Genomic DNA, 15,077 nt, shown 5'->3' with positions numbered 1-15,077 from the left:
CGCGTGGCCGTGCTCAACCGCTTCAGTCAGATCGGCCGGCCGCAGACCGTGCCGGTGGGTGCCGTGGCATGAGTCCGTCCGGGGTTGGGGTCAGGGCGTCTGCTCGTGGATTTGTGCAACAGAGCCCATCCACGTTCATCACAACTATCGCCAGCCTAACTGTTTGGTCAAGTCGACGCCCACAAGCTGCGCTTGTAGGTGCCCTCCGCGCTTCGCACTCCGGCGCGGCTTACCGCGGGCGTTAACCAAAATTGTCGGCCAGTGAGATTAACCGAGCGGGTAATGCAGGTTAACCCGCGGCGAGATCCGCAGCGGGTATTAATCCTCACCGCCCGAACTCATCCCCCAGCTCACGCGCCCGCGCCTGCGCCGCCAGCATCGCCTCGACAAAGCTGCCCTTGACCTCCCGCGCATCCAGCGTGGTCAGCGCGGCATAGGTCGTGTCGCCCTTGGAGGTGACGCGCTCGCGCAGCGTTACCCGACTCGGCGGCCATCACTGAACCCACGCCACCGGTCGCAGGCTGGCGGGCAGATACAGCGGATGACCGGGATGTCCGTCCTTCGTCAGCCGAAGGTAGTGCAGGGCGGGAAGCATGGCGCGCACCACGTTGTGCCGGCCGCGGTGGGTGCCGTGAACGCCCCAGGCCGCGATTACCACGCCGGCCTCGGCGGCCAACTTCTGAAGATGGGCGTCGTTTTCCGACCCGACCGGGTCGTCCTGCGCCAGCATGTCGGCCGGCCGCGTGGCGCGGTAGGCAAAGAGGTTGGCCATGCACAGCGCGCCATGGCCCCAGGATCGTGCGAACGCGATGCAGCGCCGGATGGTGGGGTCGTCGTCGGTCTCGTCAGCGGTGCTCGGGTTCAGGCCGATGAACATCGCGGGCGGCCCTTCGCCCCAGCGGCGCCACAGCGCGTAGCGGTAGCGTCTGCAGGGGCTCAGGAGCGCGTCGCGCTGCATCGCTCGCGCGGGGCCTCGATCGAGCCAGCGCGGCCGTCTACCCCGCCCGGCGCGCGCCCTGGCGTTCCCGTGTCTCCATCGCCAGCTTGATCGCGCCGAAGACGTTGACGCCTGCCACCAGCAGGGCCGGCCACAGCGGCAGCTCCTGTCCGGTCCTCCAGCCCCAGAACAGCAGCCCGGCCAGCGACACGCCGCCCACCAGCAGCGTCATCGAGCCGAAGCTCAGGACGCCGGCGCGGGTGTCCATGATCTTGTCCAGGGTCTTGTCGCGCGGCTTGTCCGGCATGGCAGTCTGTCTCCGTGAGGGCGTGAACCTGCCCGGTCGGCAGGCAGCGTGAAGATTGCCACGAGCTGGCGCGGCCGGACAAGCCGGAACAGCCCCGGGATGTGGCGCCGCCGCCCCGGCGCTCCGGGGGCGGGCCGTGCTCAGCGCCCGAACTCATTCCCCAGCTCACGCGCCCGCGCCTGCGCCGCCAGCATCGCCTCAATGAAGCCGGCCTTGACCTCCCGCGCATCCAGCGTGGTCAGCGCGGCATAGGTCGTGCCGCCCTTGGAGGTGACGCGCTCGCGCAGCACCGCCGGTGTCTCGTCGGAGCGGCGCGCCAGCTCGGTGGCGCCGCCGAAGGTGGCCAGCGCGAGCTGCTTGCCCTGCTCGGCCGACAGGCCCATGCGCTCGGCGGCGGCCATCATCGATTCGATGAAATAGAAGACATAGGCCGGGCCGGAGCCCGACAGCGCCGTCACCGCGTCCAGATCGCTTTCCTGCGCGACCCACAGCACCGCGCCGGTGGGCGCGAGCATCGCCTCGACCTGGGCGCGCTCGGCCGCGCTCACCGCCGGGCGCGCGTACAGGCCCGAGATGCCCTGGCCGATCAGCGCCGGCGTGTTGGGCATCGAGCGCACCACGCGGTCCGAGCCGGTGGCCTGGGCGATCGCGTCGCTGCGGATGCCGGCCATCACCGACAGGTGCAGCGCGCCGGCCACGAAGGGCGCGCAGGGCGCGGCCGCATCCCGGAAGCTCTGCGGCTTGACCGCCCAGACCACCGCGTCCGCCTCGGACAGCGTGGCGTCGGCCGCGGCCAGCGTGCGCACGCCGAAGTCGCGCTCCAGCCGGGCGCGCTGCTCGGCGTTGGGGTCGAGCACGATCAGGTTGGCGCCGGGCGTGCCGCTGCGCACCAGACCGCCGAGGATGGCGGTGGCCATGTTGCCGCCGCCGATGAAGGCGAGGGTGGGGGAGGTGGGGGCGTCGTGTGTCATGGCGGGGAAGTGTATGTCCGAGGGGCGGGCGAGTCTGTGGCGCCCCGCCGGCACCACGCAGGCCGTCACCAAGGAGCCGGTGAAGCTGCGCCTGGACGCCGATGTGCTGGCCGCGCTGCGTGCCAGCGGCGACGGCTGGCAGACGCGCATCAACGACATGCTGCGCGCCGCGCTGCACCTGGCCGGGCGCATCTGACCCGACCGGGATCGCAGCGCCCGACGGGGACGGGGCAGTCTATGGCTGGAGCGTCTCGACCTCGAACCCGACGACATTGCGCGCCGCCCGGCTGAACTCGATGCCGATCAGGTGAAGGGTCTGGCCTTGGCTGCGGTACTTGTCGGCGTAGCCCCGGGCGCGGATCTGCGCGAGCGCGCTGCCGTCGGGCTGGTCGTCGACCACCTTGAACTCGAAGAGGAAGATCTGGCCGGCGAAGCTCAGCGTCAGGTCGATGCGGCCGTGGCTGGTGGCGTCCTCCACGCGCAGGTCCAGGCCGAGCGCGGCGAGGTGGCTGTAGAACACGCTGGCGTAGTGGCCCTCGAAGCCGGCCAGCGGGTTCTTGCGGTACCAGTCGCTGGGAATGCTGGCGAACAGGGCGTGCAGCAGGGGCTGCAGCGCACCGGGTTCGCCGCGCCGCAATGCCTCGATCACCTCCTCCTGCGCCACCGCGGCCGCCTCGCCCGGCACCCCGTAGGCGGGCAGCAGCGCCTCGTTGAGGCTGCTCTCGACCTCGCGGTTCGGATAGCCCAGCGTGTACATCCACTTGCCCAGCACCGGCTGGCGCACGTCATGGATCGTCAGGTAGCCGGTCTGGAACAGCAGCGCCTCGGTGGCGATGTGGTCGACATCGAAGCTCGACAGCAGCGTCATGCTGCTGTGCAGGCGTGCCAGGTCGGGCGTGAAGAAGCGGCGTGCGCTGAGCAACTGCACCAGGAAGGTCGGCGTGCCGGTCTCGAACCAGTAGGGGTGGAACTCCCGGCGGTCGAACAGCAGCAGCGCGTCGAACGGGTTGTAGACGCTCGTGCCGCCCCAGTTGTAGCCGTTGTACCAGCGGCGGATCTCGTCGCGGTCGAGGCCGGGCAGCTCGGGCGCGAACACGGTGTCGAGGTCGTGATCGGTGTAGCCACACAGCGCGCTCCAGCGGGCATCGAGCGTGATGTCGCGCAGGTTGTTCAGTCCGGAGAACAGGCTGACCTTGCTGAACTTGGACACGCCGGCGAGGAAGACGAATTTCAGGTGCGCGTCGGCATCCTTGAGCACAGCGTAGAAGTTGCGCAGGCCGTCGCGCATCTCGCGGGCGACGGCCGGGTCGTCGAGGTTGTCCAGGATCGGCTTGTCGTACTCGTCGACCAGCACGACGACGCCCGCGCCGTGCTGTCGGCGGGCCTGCTGGATCAGGCCGGCGAAGTCGTCGGAGGTGTCTTCGGGGTCGATGTCGTCCGGGCGCGGCAGGCCCAGGGCGGCGCGGTTGTCGCGCAGGTGGCTGCGGATGCGCCGCTCCAGCTCGCGGCGGCCGTGCAGCACGCCGTTGCCGAAGCTGATACGGATGACCGGGTGGCGCTTCGACCAGTCCCAGCGGGTCTCGGCGGCCAGGCCGGTGAACAGCGGGCGGTTGCCTTCGAACAGCTCCTTGAAGGTGTCGACCAGCAGGCTCTTGCCGAAGCGGCGCGGGCGGCTGAGGAAGAAGTGCTTGCCGGACGCGATCAGGTCGATCGCCATCCCCGTCTTGTCCACGTAGTAATGACCGCCCTCGCGGATCTCGCGCAGGTTCTGGATGCCGAGGGGCAGCGGTCTACGAGGGGCGGCGTGGGTGTCCATGGGGGGCAGTGTAGGGGGGCCGTGATGGCCATCACGACCGGCTGCACTCACTCGCCCGCCAGCAGCGCCGCATTGCCCCCCGCCGCCGCGGTGTTCACCGTCAGCGTCTGCTCGCCGCAGAAGCGGTAGAGGTAGTGCGGGCCGCCCGCCTTCGGGCCGGTCCCGGACAGGCCCTCGCCGCCGAAGGGCTGCACGCCCACCACCGCGCCGATCATGTTGCGGTTGACATAGACGTTGCCGACGCGCGCGCGCTCGGCGATGCGGTGGGCGCGGTCGTCGATGCGGGTGTGGATGCCCAGCGTCAGGCCGTAGCCCAGCGCGTTGACCTGATCGACCACCGCGTCCACCGGGCCGCTCCAGCGCACGATGTGCAGCACCGGGCCGAAGATCTCCTGCTTCATCTCCTGGACCGACTTCAGCTCGAAGGCCACCGGCGCGATGTGGGTCGCGCTGAAGCGCGTGTCCATCGCGGTGCGGGCGACCAGGCGCGCCTCGCGCTCCAGCCGCGCGACCTGCGCCGACAGGCCGGCATGCGCCTCGGCATCGATCACCGGGCCGACGTCGACCGACCAGCCGCTGGCCGCGTCGGCCGGGTCGCCGCAGACCAGCTCGGCCATCGCGCCGGCGATCATCTCGGTGACCTTGTCGGCCACGCCCTCATGCACCAGCAGCAGCCGCAGTGCCGAGCAGCGCTGGCCGGCCGAGCGGAAGGCGCTCTGCACCACCGCGTCCACCACCTGCTCGGGCAGCGCGCTCGAATCCACGATCATCGCGTTCAGGCCGCCGGTCTCGGCGATCAGGGGTACGATCGGGCCGTCGCCCATCGCGAGCTGGCGCTGGATGATCTTCGCGACCTGGGTCGAGCCGGTGAAGCACACGCCGGCGCAGCGCGGATGCGCCACCAGCGCCGCGCCCACCGTCTCGCCGGGGCCGCAGACCAGGCGGATCGCGTCCGCCGGCAGACCGGCCTCGATCAGCAGCTCGACGCAGCGGCGCGCGCTGCGCGGGGTCTGCTCGGCCGGCTTGGCCGCCACCGTGTTGCCGGCCACCAGCGCCGCCACCACCTGGCCGGCGAAGATCGCCAGCGGGAAGTTCCACGGGCTGATGCAGACGAAGACGCCGCGGCCGTGCAGGCGCAGCTCGTTCTTCTCGCCGGTCGGGCCGGGCAGGGCCTGCGGGGCCAGGCGGGCTTCGGCCTGCTCGGCGTAGTAGCGGCAGAAGTCGATGGCCTCGCGCACCTCGGCCACGCCGTCGCCGAAGGTCTTGCGGCCTTCCTGCGCGAGCAGCGCCACCAGCTCGGTCATCTGGCGCTCCATCAGGTCGGCGGCGCGGCGCAGCACGGCGCAGCGCTCGCTCAAAGGCACCGCGTTCCAGGCCGGCTGGGCGCGGTGCAGCGCTTCCATCGCCAGCGCGGCCGAGGCGGCGCTGTCATCGGTCGGCGCCGCGGGCATCGGCACCGCCAGGCGGGTCAGCAGCGGCAGGCGCTCGCGCTCGACCACCGGATCGACGCCCAGCGCGTTGATGCGCGACTCGCCGTAGAGCCGGCGCGGCAGCGGCAGCGTCGACGGGGCGGCGGCGCGCAGCGGCGAGGCCAGCAGCGCCGGGATCGACACCGCCTCGTCGGCGAGCTGGTGCACGAAGGAGGAATTGGCGCCGTTCTCCAGCAGCCGGCGCACCAGATAGGCCAGCAGGTCGCGGTGCTCGCCGACCGGCGCGTAGATGCGCAGCGGCGGCGCGTCCGCGCGCTTGAGCACCTCGCGGTGGATGCCTTCGCCCATGCCGTGCAGGCGCTGCAGCTCGAAGCCCGGATCGGCGCCGATGCGCCCGGCCGCGCGTGCCATCTCCAGGATCGCGGCGATGGTGCCGGCGTTGTGGGTGGCGAACTGCGGGTAGATCTCGGCGGCGGCCAGCAGGCGCTGCGCGCAGGCCAGATAGCTCAGGTCGGTGTGGCGCTTGTCGGTCCAGACGGGATAGCCCGACAGGCCCATTTCCTGTGCGCGCTTGATCTCGCCGTCCCAGTAGGCGCCCTTGACCAGGCGCACCATCAGCCGCAGGCCGTGGCGGCGCGCGATCTCGATGACCGCCTCGACCATTTCCGGCGCGCGGGTCTGGTAGGCCTGCACCGCCAGGCCCAGGCCGCGCCAGTTGGGAAAGCGCTGCGCCACATGCGCCGCGGTGGCGTCGAGCACCGCCAGCGACAGCTCCAGCCGCTCGGTCTCCTCGGCGTCGATGGTGAGGTTCAGGTTGGCGCTGGCCGCGGCGTCCACCAGCGCAAGCAGGCGCGGCATCATCCGGCGCTGCACGGTGGCGAACTGGGCTGCCTCGTAGCGCGGGTCGATCGCCGAGAGCTTGATCGAGATGCCGTCGCCGTCCTCCGGCCGGCCGGGGCGGCCGCGCGCGGCGATGGCGCTGATCGCGTCGGCATACGACCTGGCGTAGCGCTGCGCGTCCGCGTCGGTGCGCGCGCCTTCGCCCAGCATGTCGAAGCTGTGGCGCAGCAGGCGGTGCTCGCGGTGGTTGGCCGCGGCGCGGTCCAGCGCCTCGCCGATGTTCTGGCCGAGCACGAACTGGCGGCCCAGCAGCTGGATCGCGCGCACCGTGGCCGCCACCACCGTCTTGGCGCCCAGGCGCTGCAGCAGGCCGGCGCGCTGGCCGGTGGCCTCGTCGCCGGGCAGCATCTTCTTCGACAGCTCGATGGCCTGCGCCGCCAGGTGGCTCATCAGCGCGTGGTCCTGACCGTCGTGGGTGTGCGCTGCGAAGTCGGCGCGGCCGAGCTGGTCGGCGGTCAGGGCCAGCGCGGTCTCGGTGTCGGGCACGCGCAGCAGCGCCTCGGCCAGGCGCATCAGCGCCAGACCTTCGGCGCTGGAGATCGGGTATTCGCGCAGCAGCGATTCCATCGCCCAGAACGGCGCCGGGTGCCGGCGCACCGCGTCCACCCATGGCGTGCCCAGTGCGATGACCGCCGCCCAGTCGAGCCGGCCGTTCAGTTCGGCCAGCAGCCGCGCGACCTGCTGCGACTCGTCGCGCACCGGCGCCGGCAGGCGGTCGGAGAAGGTGGCGGCCAGCGCGGCCGGGGCGGGGAGGTCGGTCAGGGCATTCATGGCGGCGGTCTCGGCGGCGTTGGAAAGGTCTCCAGCGTATTCGCCACGATGTCGAATAACTCGCCAAAATCGGGGGAGAAGACCGGATAATGTCCGGCATGGCCACTGACCGCAGCTCCTCCGATCTGGACAAGATCGACCGTCGCATCCTCGCGCTGCTGCAGGCCGACGGGCGCCTCTCCAACCTGAAGCTGGCCGAGGCGGTGCATCTGTCGCCGACCGCGGTGCTGGAGCGGGTGCGCCGCCTCACCCGCGAAGGCTTCATCCTCGGCTACGAGGCGCGGCTCGATCCGGTCAAGCTCGACGCCGGGCTGATGGTCTTCGTCGAGGTGCTGCTCGACCGCACGGTGCAGGACGTGATGGACACCTTCCGCGCCGCGGTGCAGGTGCGCCCCGAGATCCTGGAGTGCCACCTGGTGGCCGGCGGCTTCGACTACCTGCTCAAGACCCGGGTGGCCGACATGGCCGCCTACCGCGAGTTCATCGGCTCGGTGATCTGGGCGCTGCCCGGCGTGCGCGAGACGCGCACCTATGTGGTGATGGAAGAGGTCAAGAACACCGCGGCGATCAAGCTCTGAGCGCAGGCCGCGGCATCCGACCGGGCTTGGCCGGGATCGGCCGGGATCCACCCCCTCGTTCGAGGGGTGTGGGGATCGAAATCATCCGTCCGGAGGGTTGAATCTCGAAAAACGTCTCTTGAAACGATTCCTGGACTCTGCCATGCCCTCGGGAACCTTCACGATCCACTGTCTGCCCCTGCGCGCCCGATCGGGTGCGCTCGCTCTGCTGCTGGGCCTGGCCGGTGCGGCTGCGCCGGCGCTGGCCCAGCTGCCCGCGGGCGTCTACAAGTGCCGCAGCGACAGCGCCAGCGGCTTCGTCTTCCAGGGCCAGCCCTGTCCGGGTGATCTGGGGCGCGTCAGCGCCGGTGCCAGTGCGGCCGCCCCGCAGCCTGCTCCCGCCTCGGCGACGCGGCGCGAGCTGCTGGTGGCCACGCTGGCGGCCGAGCGTTCGCCGGCCCCTGCGCCCACACCTGTGCAGGCCCGGCCCTGATCGGGGAGCGCCACACCTCGGGAAGTGTGGCGTCGCGAGGTGTTCAGCCTGCAACTCCTGTCAATGATCGTGTGGGCGCCTGCAGGGCCGGCCGGCTGCCGAAGATCGCGGTGCCGATGCGCACCAGGGTCGCGCCTTCGAGAATCGCGGCCTCCAGGTCGTCGCTCATGCCCATCGACAGGGTGTCGAGCGCCAGGCCGTCGGCGCGCAGGCGCTCCAGCAGCTCGCGCAGCGCGCGGTGCGGCTCGCGCTGCGCCTCCAGGCCCTCGGCGGGGGCAGGAATCGCCATCAGGCCGCGCAGGCGCAGCCGCGGCAGGGCCGCCACCGCCCGGGCCAGCGCCGGCAGCTCGGCCGGGCTGGCGCCGCTCTTGCTGGCCTCGCCGCTGATGTTGACCTGCAGGCACACCTGCAGCGGCGGCAGGTCGGGCGGGCGCTGGGCCGAGAGCCGCTCGGCCGTGCGCAGCCGGTCGACCGAATGCACCCAGTCGAAGCCTTCCGCTACCACCCGGGTCTTGTTCGACTGCAGCGGCCCGATCAGGTGCCACTCGAGGTCGTTGCGCAGATCGGCCAGCGCGGCGATCTTGTCCAGGCCCTCCTGGACATAGTTCTCGCCGAAGGCCCGCAGCCCGGCCGCATGGGCGGCACGCACCTCGTCGGCGGTGCGGGTCTTGCTGACCGCCAGCAATCGCACGGATCCTTGCGCACGTTCGGCGCGGATGCGTGCTGCCTCGAGGCGCTGGTGTACAACTTGGATCGAGTCATCAAGGGTCGTCATAATCGTCGGCTTGCGGTTTTTCGTATTTTCCGGGGCAGTCCCGTACCCAGACATGGATATCACATGGAGATCTTTGAGCTGCTGAAATTCGCGGTCCGCAACAAGGCGTCCGACCTGCACCTGTCGGCCGGCATGGCACCGCTGATCCGTGTCCATGGCAATGTGCGCCGCCTGAATGTCGATCCGCTGCCCCACGCGAAGGTGCACGAGATGGTGCATTCGGTCATGAACGATGCGCAGAAGAAGGTCTTCGAGGAGCATCAGGACTGCGACTTCTCCTTCGAGATCGACGGGCTGTCGCGCTTCCGGGTCAATGCCTTCCGCCAGAACCGCGGCATGGGCGCGGTCTTCCGGGCCATTCCGAGCAAGATCCTGACGCTCGAGGAGCTGAAGGCGCCGAAGGTCTTCGCCGATCTGGCGCTCAAGCCGCGCGGCCTGGTGCTGGTGACCGGCCCGACCGGATCAGGCAAGTCGACCACGCTGGCGGCGATGGTCAATCACCTCAACGAGACCTCGCAGGGCCACATCCTGACGATCGAGGATCCGATCGAGTTCGTGCACGAGTCCAAGAAAAGCCTGGTCAACCAGCGCGAGGTCCATCGCGACACCCGCAGCTTCTCGGCGGCGCTGCGCGGAGCGCTGCGCGAGGATCCGGACGCGATCCTGGTGGGCGAAATGCGCGACAAGGAGACCATCCAGCTGGCGCTGACCGCGGCCGAGACCGGCCACCTGGTCTTCGGCACGCTGCACACCTCCAGCGCGGCCAAGACCATCGACCGGATCATCGACGTGTTCGATGCCGGCGACAAAAACATGGTCCGGGCGATGCTGTCGGAGTCGCTGGTGGCGGTGATCTCGCAGGCGCTGTGCAAGAACCGCGAGGGCAACGGCCGGGTGGCGGCGCACGAGATCATGCTGGGCACGCCGGCCATCCGCAACCTGATCCGCGAGGCCAAGGTGGCGCAGATGTACTCGATCATCCAGACCGGCCAGGCCCTGGGCATGCAGACGCTCGACCAGTGCCTGGCCGATCTGCTGCGCCGCGGCCTGATCAGCGCGGCCGAGGCGCGCAGCAAGGCGCGCTCGCCGGAGAACTTTCCCGGCTGAGTCCGCCCGCCCGGGTTCGGCGGACATTCCCTGACATCAACCGACATCATCGATTCACCATGGAACGCGATCAGGCCTCCAAGTTCATCAACCAGATGCTGTCGATGCTGGTCTCGCGCGGCGGCTCGGACCTGTTCCTGACCTGCGACTGTCCCCCGGCGATCAAGGTCGACGGCAAGGTGGTGCGGGTGTCGCCGCAGGCGCTGTCGGGCCAGCACACCATGGCGCTGGCCCGCACCATCATGAACGACAAGCAGCTCGCGGAGTTCGAGCGCACCAAGGAGTGCAACTTCGCGATCTCGCCGAAGGACATCGGCCGCTTCCGGGTCAATGTCTTCGTGCAGCAGGGCCAGACCGGCATGGTGCTGCGCACCATCCCGAAGGATCTGCCCAGCATCGACGCGCTCGGCCTGCCGACGATCCTGAAGGATCTGACGATGACCAGGCGCGGGCTGATCATCATGGTCGGCGCGACCGGCTCGGGCAAGTCGACCTCGCTGGCGGCGATGATCGATCACCGCAATACCAGCGCCTACGACCACATCGTCACCATCGAGGATCCGGTCGAGTTCGTGCATCCGCACAAGAACTCGATCGTGACCCAGCGCGAGGTCGGCATCGACACGCTGAGCTGGGAGGCGGCGCTGAAGAACACCCTGCGCCAGGCGCCCGACGTGATCCTGATGGGCGAGATCCGCGACCGCGAGACGATGCAGCATGCGGTCGCCTTCGCCGAGACCGGCCATCTGTGCATGGCCACGCTGCACGCCAACAACGCCAACCAGGCGCTGGACCGCATCGTCAACTTCTTCCCCGAGGAGCGGCGCGACCAGCTCCTGATGGACCTGTCGCTGAACCTGCGCGCGATGATCTCGCAGCGCCTGGTGCCGCGCCAGGACGGCAGCGGCCGCATCGCCGCGGTCGAGGTGCTGATCAACGGGCCGCATATTTCCGACCTGATCTTCCGCGGCGAGGTCTCGGCGATCAAGGAGATCATGAAGCGCAGCCGCGAGAACGGCATGCAGACCTTCGACCAGGCGCTGTTCGACCTCTACGAGGGTCATTTCATCAGCGAGGAGGACGCGCTGCGCCATGCCGACTCGCTGGGGGACCTGCGGCTGGAGATCAAGCTGCGCAGCGTGCGCAAGGCCGGCGAGCCGCCGCCGCTGGAGGCGCGCGCCTCGGAGGGCTGGAAGGTCGATGATCCGCTCGGGGCGCACCCGCTGCGCGCGCCGCTGCCGCGCACCTCGCGGGCGTAGGATGGCGGCCGTTGCCACTTTCGAGCCTGTCTCCATGACCCGCAGCCACGATCCGATCGAACCCCGCCGCGTCGCCTTCCTGGGCCTGGGCGTGATGGGCGGGCCGATGGCCGGCCACCTCGCCCGTGCCGGCCACTCGGTCACCGTCTACAACCGCACCGCCGCGAAGGCCGCCGAATGGGTCGAGGCCCATGCCGGCCTGACGGTGGCCAGCGCATCCACGCCGCGCCAGGCGGCCGAGCAGGCCGACATCGTCTTCATCTGCGTCGGCAACGACGATGACCTGCGCTCGGTGGTGCTGGGCGAGGAGGGGGCGCTGGCCGGCCTGAAGCCGGGCGGCCTGCTGGTGGATCACACCACCGCCTCGGCCGACGTGGCGCGCGAGCTGGCGCTGCTGGCGCGTGCGCGGGGCTGCGACTTCGTCGACGCCCCCGTGTCCGGCGGTCAGGCGGGCGCGGTCAACGGCGTGCTGACGGTGATGTGCGGCGGCACGCCCGAGGCCTTCGAGACGATGCGCCCGGTCGCACTGGCCTTCTCGCGTGCGGTCACCCGCCTGGGCGACAGCGGCGCCGGCCAGCTCGCGAAGATGGTCAACCAGATCTGCATCGCCGGCCTGGTGCAGGGCCTGTCGGAGGCGATCGCCTTCGGCCAGAACGCCGGCCTGGACATGGCGCAGGTGCTCGAGGTCATCGGCAAGGGCGCGGCGCAGAGCTGGCAGATGGACAACCGCGGCCGCACCATGGCGGACGGCCAGTTCGACTTCGGCTTTGCGGTCGACTGGATGCGCAAGGACCTCGGCCTGGTGCTGGAGGAGGCGCGCCGCAACGGTTCGCGCCTGCCGGTGACCGCGCTGGTCGACCAGTTCTATGCCGAGGTGCAGGCGCTGGGCGGCGGCCGCCAGGACACCTCCAGCCTGATCCGCCGGCTGCGCTGAGCCTGCCCCCGGCGGGCTGGGCGCGCTCAGCGGACCTTGAGGTTGGCCAGCTGCTCTGGCGTCAGGATCTCGACCAGACGCACCACCTTGCTCACGCCGGAGACGCTGCGGGTCAGGTCGATGGCGCGCTGCGCCTCTTCCTCGGTGACCCGGCCCATCAGGTAGACCGCGCCGCGCTCGACGGTGATGTGGAAGGCGCGCGCCGACAGCCCGGCCGCGTCGATCAGCGTGGCCTTGACCTTGCCGGCCAGCACCAGATCGCGCGAGCGCTCGCTGGTCGAGCTGGGCCACATCACCGCCAGATCGTTGACCACCGAACGCACGCCGTCGATCTTCGAGGCGGCCTGCTCGATGGCGGCCTTGTCGGCCTCGTTGAAGACCTCGCCGGTCAGCAGCACCTGGCGGTTGTAGCTGTTGATGCTGACATGCGAGCGCTCGCCGGCGATGGTGCGGATGCGCTGGCGCACCTTCAGCTCCAGGCCTTCGTCCTCGAGCTGGATGCCGGCGCTGCGGCGGTCGGTGGCCACCATCGCGCCGCCGACGGCGGCGCCGCCGACCAGCATTGGCGCGCAGCCCGACAGCAGCGTGGCCAGCAGCGCCGACAGCAGCGCCGCACGGTGCAGGGATGTTTTCTTCATCGTGCCGGTCCTTTCATGGGGGCTCAGGGGACTCATTCTTCGCCCAGCAGCGACACGTCGATGGCGTCGCACAGGCAGTGGATGACCAGCAGGTGCACTTCCTGGATGCGTGCGGTGCGGTCATGCGGCACGCAGATGTGCATGTCCCGGTCCGAGAGCATCGCGCCGATGCGCCCGCCGCCCTTGCCGGTCAGCGCGATGACCGCCATGTCCTTCTCGTGCGCGGCCTCGATCGCGGCGATGACATTGCCGGAGTTGCCGCTGGTGCTGATGGCCAGCAGCACGTCGCCGGGCTGGCCCAGCGCCTGGACCTGCTTCGAGAAGACCTGCTGGTAGCCGTAGTCGTTGCCGACCGCGGTCAGGATGGAGGTGTCGGTGGCCAGCGAGATCGCCGGCAGGCCCGGGCGCTCGCGCTCGAAGCGGCCGACCAGCTCGGCGGCGAAATGCTGCGCGTCGCCGGCCGAGCCGCCATTGCCGCAGGCCAGCACCTTGCCGCCGGAGGTGATGCAGTTCAGCAGGACCTGGGCCGCGTCGCAGACCGGCCGGGTGAGGGCTTCGGCGGCGGCGTACTTGGCATCGGCGCTGTCGAAGAACTGTTGTTGGATGCGTTGCTCGAGCATGGCGGCGATGATATGCCAGCGCGAAGGCGGCTCCGTTTCGGGCGGATTTCAGCACGCTTCAGCCGGCGTCGAAGGCCGCCACCAGCCATTCGAGCTGTTCGCCGTCGATCGCCACCACATCGAAGCGGCAGGGCGGCCACTCGCCCCGCAGCCGCTGCAGGTAGTGGCGCGCGGCCAGGATGATGCGCCGGCGCTTGGCGTGGGTGATGCTGGCCGCGGCCCCACCGTGGTCGTCGCGGCCGCGGCTGCGCACCTCGACGAAGACCAGCGTGCCATCGCGGTCGGGCGCGCGCAGGATCAGGTCGATCTCGCCGCCGCGTGCCGACGGGCCGGCGGCCACTCGATAATTGCGCTGCACCAGCACCAGCCCGTGGCGCTGCAGGTGCTGCAGGGCCCGGTCCTCCGCGGCCGATCCGATCCCGATCCTTGTGGCGCCTCCGGCGTTTCCGTCCGTGACTCTCGACATGTCCGTCTCCTCCTCGATCGTCCAGGCCGCGGCGCTGGCCGCCGGCCAGCAGCAGCATCCGGCCGCCTCACTGTATGTCGTGGCCACGCCGATCGGCAACATCGCCGACCTCAGCCTGCGCGCGGTCCATGTGCTGGCGCTGGTCGACGCGGTGGCCTGCGAGGACACCCGCGTCAGCGCCGGGCTGCTGCAGCGCCTGGGCCTGGGCAAGCCGCTGATCGCGCTGCACGAGCACAACGAGGAAGCGGCCGCGCCGCGCGTGATCGAGCGCCTGGCGAGCGGCGAGCGCGTGGCCTATGTCAGCGACGCCGGCACGCCGGCGATCTCCGACCCCGGCGCGCGGCTGGTGGCGGCGGTGCGCGAGGCGGGCTTCCGGGTCATTCCGCTGCCCGGTCCCAGCAGCGTGGTGACGGCGCTGAGCGCGGCCGGCGACATCGCGGGGCAGGGCTTCCGCTTTGCCGGCTTCGTCTCGCCGAAGGCCACCGCCCGCGAGCGCGACCTGCGCCGGCTGGCCGAGGACACCGGCACCTGCGTGATCTTCGAGGCGCCGCACCGCATCGAGGCGCTGGCCGCCGCGCTGGCGCAGACGATGCCCGAGCGGCGCCTGACCGTCTGCCGCGAGCTGACCAAGCAGTTCGAGTCCATCCATACGCTCGCGGCCGAGGCCTTTCCCGCCTGGCTGGCCGCCAGCGACGACCACCGCCGCGGCGAGTTCGTGCTGGTGCTGCACGCCCGCCCGGCGCCCGAGGCGGAGGAGGCCGGCAGCGCCGCGGCCGCCTCGGCCGATCAGCTGCTGAAGGTGCTGCTCGAGGAGCTGCCGCTCAGGCAGGCGGTGGCGCTGGCGGTGCGCGCCACCGGCGCACCGAAGGGTGATCTTTATGCGCGCGCACTGGCGCTGAAGGCCGGCGACGAGGCGGGCACCGACGCAGCACCCGGCGCAGCGGGCGCAGATGCCGCGGTGCCGCCGGTGCCCGCGGACTGGCCCGAGCGGCGTGCTCCGGCCCGGCGCGAACGCGGCCGGCGCTGAAGCCCCGCTCCCCCGGGGGAGCCAGCTTGCACGCGCCACGGTTTCGCGCCGAGAATGAAACCGCGAGAG

The 15,077-nt window shown here is 70.7% G+C and carries 15 protein-coding genes and 2 pseudogenes; 7 read left to right on the top strand and 10 right to left on the bottom strand.

The genetic code is table 11. From position 1 onward, the window contains the following. Positions 1–325 precede the first annotated feature (325 nt). From HZU84_RS16715 to proC, 4 genes and pseudogenes are all read right to left on the bottom strand, one after another. Positions 326–484: pseudogene (locus tag HZU84_RS16715) on the bottom strand (pyrroline-5-carboxylate reductase dimerization domain-containing protein); the annotation flags it as partial. A 9-nt stretch (positions 485–493) separates the two neighbouring features. Next, the gene (locus tag HZU84_RS16710; RefSeq protein WP_149504095.1) at positions 494–958 is read right to left on the bottom strand and encodes a DUF1643 domain-containing protein; all 465 of its coding nucleotides are present in this window, start codon (positions 956–958) and stop codon (positions 494–496) included. A gap of 37 nt (positions 959–995) precedes the next feature. Then, entirely contained in the window at positions 996–1,244 is a 249-nt protein-coding gene (locus HZU84_RS16705; RefSeq protein ID WP_149504094.1) for a hypothetical protein, read from the bottom strand. A 140-nt stretch (positions 1,245–1,384) separates the two neighbouring features. Beyond that, positions 1,385–2,215: a pyrroline-5-carboxylate reductase gene (proC, locus tag HZU84_RS16700; protein WP_149504093.1), complete on the bottom strand. Its 831-nt coding sequence runs from the start codon at positions 2,213–2,215 to the stop codon at positions 1,385–1,387. 13 nt (positions 2,216–2,228) lie between these two features. On the opposite strand from proC, the gene HZU84_RS16695 reads away from it, so the two are divergent. Further along, positions 2,229–2,411: a BrnA antitoxin family protein gene (locus HZU84_RS16695; protein ID WP_244954287.1), complete on the top strand. Its 183-nt coding sequence runs from the start codon at positions 2,229–2,231 to the stop codon at positions 2,409–2,411. 39 nt (positions 2,412–2,450) lie between these two features. Here HZU84_RS16695 and HZU84_RS16690 read toward each other — a convergent pair whose 3' ends face one another. Then, entirely contained in the window at positions 2,451–4,031 is a 1,581-nt protein-coding gene (locus HZU84_RS16690; RefSeq protein WP_149504091.1) for an ATP-binding protein, read from the bottom strand. A 47-nt stretch (positions 4,032–4,078) separates the two neighbouring features. After that, the gene (locus HZU84_RS16685) at positions 4,079–7,132 is read right to left on the bottom strand and encodes an L-glutamate gamma-semialdehyde dehydrogenase (protein WP_149504090.1); all 3,054 of its coding nucleotides are present in this window, start codon (positions 7,130–7,132) and stop codon (positions 4,079–4,081) included. Between the two features lie 98 nt (positions 7,133–7,230). On the opposite strand from HZU84_RS16685, the gene HZU84_RS16680 reads away from it, so the two are divergent. Further along, positions 7,231–7,710, top strand: coding sequence for an Lrp/AsnC ligand binding domain-containing protein (locus HZU84_RS16680; protein WP_149504089.1), 480 nt, complete (start codon positions 7,231–7,233; stop codon positions 7,708–7,710). A 142-nt stretch (positions 7,711–7,852) separates the two neighbouring features. Beyond that, the gene (locus HZU84_RS16675; protein WP_149504088.1) at positions 7,853–8,182 is read left to right on the top strand and encodes a hypothetical protein; all 330 of its coding nucleotides are present in this window, start codon (positions 7,853–7,855) and stop codon (positions 8,180–8,182) included. Positions 8,183–8,225: 43 nt separating this feature from the next. Here the strand turns inward: HZU84_RS16675 and HZU84_RS16670 are convergent, their stop codons facing one another. Then, complete coding sequence (locus HZU84_RS16670) at positions 8,226–8,957, bottom strand: YggS family pyridoxal phosphate-dependent enzyme (RefSeq protein ID WP_149504087.1); 732 nt, start codon at positions 8,955–8,957, stop codon at positions 8,226–8,228. A 63-nt stretch (positions 8,958–9,020) separates the two neighbouring features. Between HZU84_RS16670 and HZU84_RS16665 the strand changes: the two genes are divergently transcribed. The 3 genes and pseudogenes from HZU84_RS16665 (at position 9,021) to HZU84_RS16655 (ending at position 12,257) form a co-directional block, all read left to right on the top strand. Beyond that, positions 9,021–10,064, top strand: a complete 1,044-nt coding sequence (locus HZU84_RS16665; RefSeq protein ID WP_149504086.1) for a type IV pilus twitching motility protein PilT — start codon at positions 9,021–9,023, stop codon at positions 10,062–10,064. 59 nt (positions 10,065–10,123) lie between these two features. Continuing rightward, positions 10,124–11,209: pseudogene (locus HZU84_RS16660) on the top strand (PilT/PilU family type 4a pilus ATPase); the annotation flags it as partial. Positions 11,210–11,357: 148 nt separating this feature from the next. After that, on the top strand, positions 11,358–12,257 hold the full coding sequence (locus tag HZU84_RS16655; protein ID WP_149504084.1) for an NAD(P)-dependent oxidoreductase: 900 nt from the start codon (positions 11,358–11,360) through the stop codon (positions 12,255–12,257). 26 nt (positions 12,258–12,283) lie between these two features. Here HZU84_RS16655 and HZU84_RS16650 read toward each other — a convergent pair whose 3' ends face one another. From HZU84_RS16650 to HZU84_RS16640, 3 genes are read right to left on the bottom strand one after another with little or no spacing between them, the layout of a single operon-like run. Beyond that, positions 12,284–12,895, bottom strand: coding sequence for a BON domain-containing protein (locus HZU84_RS16650; RefSeq protein ID WP_149504083.1), 612 nt, complete (start codon positions 12,893–12,895; stop codon positions 12,284–12,286). Positions 12,896–12,927: 32 nt separating this feature from the next. Beyond that, positions 12,928–13,515, bottom strand: a complete 588-nt coding sequence (locus HZU84_RS16645; protein ID WP_149504082.1) for a phosphoheptose isomerase — start codon at positions 13,513–13,515, stop codon at positions 12,928–12,930. 58 nt (positions 13,516–13,573) lie between these two features. Beyond that, a complete protein-coding gene (locus HZU84_RS16640) occupies positions 13,574–13,981 on the bottom strand; it encodes a YraN family protein (protein ID WP_149504081.1) in 408 nt (135 codons plus the stop codon). On the opposite strand from HZU84_RS16640, the gene rsmI reads away from it, so the two are divergent. After that, entirely contained in the window at positions 13,980–15,008 is a 1,029-nt protein-coding gene (gene rsmI / locus HZU84_RS16635) for a 16S rRNA (cytidine(1402)-2'-O)-methyltransferase (RefSeq protein ID WP_149504080.1), read from the top strand. The genes HZU84_RS16640 and rsmI overlap by 2 nt on opposite strands. Positions 15,009–15,077 lie beyond the last annotated feature (69 nt).

It is taken from the genome of Sphaerotilus sulfidivorans (assembly GCF_013426975.1).
In the GTDB taxonomy this organism is placed as follows: domain Bacteria; phylum Pseudomonadota; class Gammaproteobacteria; order Burkholderiales; family Burkholderiaceae_C; genus Sphaerotilus; species Sphaerotilus sulfidivorans.
Note: the sequence above shows the minus strand (reverse complement) of the source record. Positions and strands in the feature narration are given on the sequence as shown.

Excerpts from the sequence above, each read along its gene's own strand:
- HZU84_RS16710 (WP_149504095.1), bottom strand. The coding sequence starts at position 958 with ATGCAGCGCGACGCGCTCCTGAGCCCCTGCAGACGCTACCGCTACGCG.
- HZU84_RS16705 (WP_149504094.1), bottom strand. The coding sequence starts at position 1,244 with ATGCCGGACAAGCCGCGCGACAAGACCCTGGACAAGATCATGGACACC.
- proC (WP_149504093.1), bottom strand. The coding sequence starts at position 2,215 with ATGACACACGACGCCCCCACCTCCCCCACCCTCGCCTTCATCGGCGGC.
- HZU84_RS16695 (WP_244954287.1), top strand. The coding sequence starts at position 2,229 with ATGTCCGAGGGGCGGGCGAGTCTGTGGCGCCCCGCCGGCACCACGCAG.
- HZU84_RS16690 (WP_149504091.1), bottom strand. The coding sequence starts at position 4,031 with ATGGACACCCACGCCGCCCCTCGTAGACCGCTGCCCCTCGGCATCCAG.
- HZU84_RS16685 (WP_149504090.1), bottom strand. The coding sequence starts at position 7,132 with ATGAATGCCCTGACCGACCTCCCCGCCCCGGCCGCGCTGGCCGCCACC.
- HZU84_RS16680 (WP_149504089.1), top strand. The coding sequence starts at position 7,231 with ATGGCCACTGACCGCAGCTCCTCCGATCTGGACAAGATCGACCGTCGC.
- HZU84_RS16675 (WP_149504088.1), top strand. The coding sequence starts at position 7,853 with ATGCCCTCGGGAACCTTCACGATCCACTGTCTGCCCCTGCGCGCCCGA.
- HZU84_RS16670 (WP_149504087.1), bottom strand. The coding sequence starts at position 8,957 with ATGACGACCCTTGATGACTCGATCCAAGTTGTACACCAGCGCCTCGAG.
- HZU84_RS16665 (WP_149504086.1), top strand. The coding sequence starts at position 9,021 with ATGGAGATCTTTGAGCTGCTGAAATTCGCGGTCCGCAACAAGGCGTCC.
- HZU84_RS16655 (WP_149504084.1), top strand. The coding sequence starts at position 11,358 with ATGACCCGCAGCCACGATCCGATCGAACCCCGCCGCGTCGCCTTCCTG.
- HZU84_RS16650 (WP_149504083.1), bottom strand. The coding sequence starts at position 12,895 with ATGAAGAAAACATCCCTGCACCGTGCGGCGCTGCTGTCGGCGCTGCTG.
- HZU84_RS16645 (WP_149504082.1), bottom strand. The coding sequence starts at position 13,515 with ATGCTCGAGCAACGCATCCAACAACAGTTCTTCGACAGCGCCGATGCC.
- rsmI (WP_149504080.1), top strand. The coding sequence starts at position 13,980 with ATGTCCGTCTCCTCCTCGATCGTCCAGGCCGCGGCGCTGGCCGCCGGC.
- HZU84_RS16640 (WP_149504081.1), bottom strand. The coding sequence starts at position 13,981 with ATGTCGAGAGTCACGGACGGAAACGCCGGAGGCGCCACAAGGATCGGG.